The following is a 331-nucleotide window of genomic DNA, read 5'->3' as shown; positions in this document are numbered from 1 at the left end:
GCTTCCGGTGTGGTAAGCGCGCTCGGCACCCGGCGACCGCCGATCCGGGTCTCGATGGTGCCGACCAGCGCCGTGGACAACCCGGCGGCGGCCAATCCCGCCTCCACCAGATAGGAGGTGGTGGTCTTGCCGGAGGTTCCGGTGATGCCGACGATGCGGAGCCGATCCGACGGATGGCCGTAGATCGCCGCCGACAGCTCGCCGAGCACCTCGCGCGGACGTTCCCGCACCAGTACCGGCACGCCGAGCTCACCGGCGAGCTCAGCGCCTTCCGCGTCGGTGAACACGGCCACCGCGCCGCGGTCGACGGCGGCACGGTGCACGGTTCGCC

The 331-nt window shown here is 72.2% G+C and carries 1 protein-coding gene; it reads right to left on the bottom strand.

Annotation, left to right across the window (positions count from 1 at the left end):
- Positions 1-331: Mur ligase family protein (locus GV790_RS29415; RefSeq protein WP_256673611.1), on the bottom strand; the 331-nt coding region annotated here is incomplete at both ends.

It is taken from the genome of Nocardia cyriacigeorgica (assembly GCF_010858045.1).
GTDB lineage: Bacteria > Actinomycetota > Actinomycetes > Mycobacteriales > Mycobacteriaceae > Nocardia > Nocardia cyriacigeorgica_E.
Note: the sequence above shows the minus strand (reverse complement) of the source record. Positions and strands in the feature narration are given on the sequence as shown.